Below are 916 nucleotides of genomic sequence, written 5' to 3' on the forward strand. Positions count from 1 at the left end.
TGGGTCGACCTGCGCGAGGGCAGCGCCACCTACGGGAAGGTGTTCACGACCGTTCTGGATCCCAGCAAGGCCATCTACGTCCCGCGCGGCGTGGGCAACTCCTTCCAGGCCCTGGAGGACGGCACCGCCTACACCTACCTGGTGGACGCCCACTGGTCGCTGGAGCTCAAGAGGACCTACACCTTCGTGAACCTCGCCGACCCGGAGCTCGCCATCGAGTGGCCCATCCCGCTGGATCAGGCCACCGTCTCCGAGGCGGACAAAAACCACCCGATGCTCAAGGACGTCATCCCCATGGCGCCCAGGCGCACCCTCGTCACCGGCTGCAACGGCCAGCTGGGCCATGCGGTCCGCGCGCTCGCCGAGGAGCGCGGCGTCGCGAAGGACTTCGACTTCTGCGACATCGACACCTTCGACATGTCCGACCCGGCGGCCTACGCGCAGTACGACTGGTCGCTCTACGGCACCGTCATCAACTGCGGCGCCTACACGGCCGTGGATAAAGCCGAGACCCCCGAGGGCCGCGTTGTCGCCTGGAAGGCCAACGCGACCGGGCCGGCCCTGCTCGCCCGCACCTGCGCCGGGCACGGGATCACGCTCGTCCACATGTCCAGCGACTACGTCTTCGACGGCACCGCGGAGGTGCACACCGAGGACGAGCCCCTCAGCCCGCTGTCCGTCTACGGCCAGACCAAGGCGGCCGGCGACATCGCCGTGGCGGGGTGCCCGCGCCACTACATCATGCGCAGCTCCTGGGTCATCGGCGAGGGGCACAACTTCGTCAAGACCATGAAGTGGCTGTCCGACCGCGTCGCCGACCCGGAGGACGGGCTCGCGCAGGTCACCGTCGTGGACGACCAGCTGGGACGCCTGACCTTCACGCGCGACATGGCCGCCGCCATCTTCCATGTGCTGG

General features: G+C 68.7%; 1 protein-coding gene. It reads left to right on the forward strand.

The window, feature by feature from the left end; translation table 11 throughout:
• Positions 1 to 916: sugar nucleotide-binding protein (locus DW024_RS09905; protein WP_233541380.1), on the forward strand; the 916-nt coding region annotated here is incomplete at both ends.

The sequence above is a fragment of the Collinsella sp. AF37-9 genome (assembly GCF_003475115.1).
Taxonomy (GTDB): Bacteria; Actinomycetota; Coriobacteriia; order Coriobacteriales; family Coriobacteriaceae; genus Collinsella.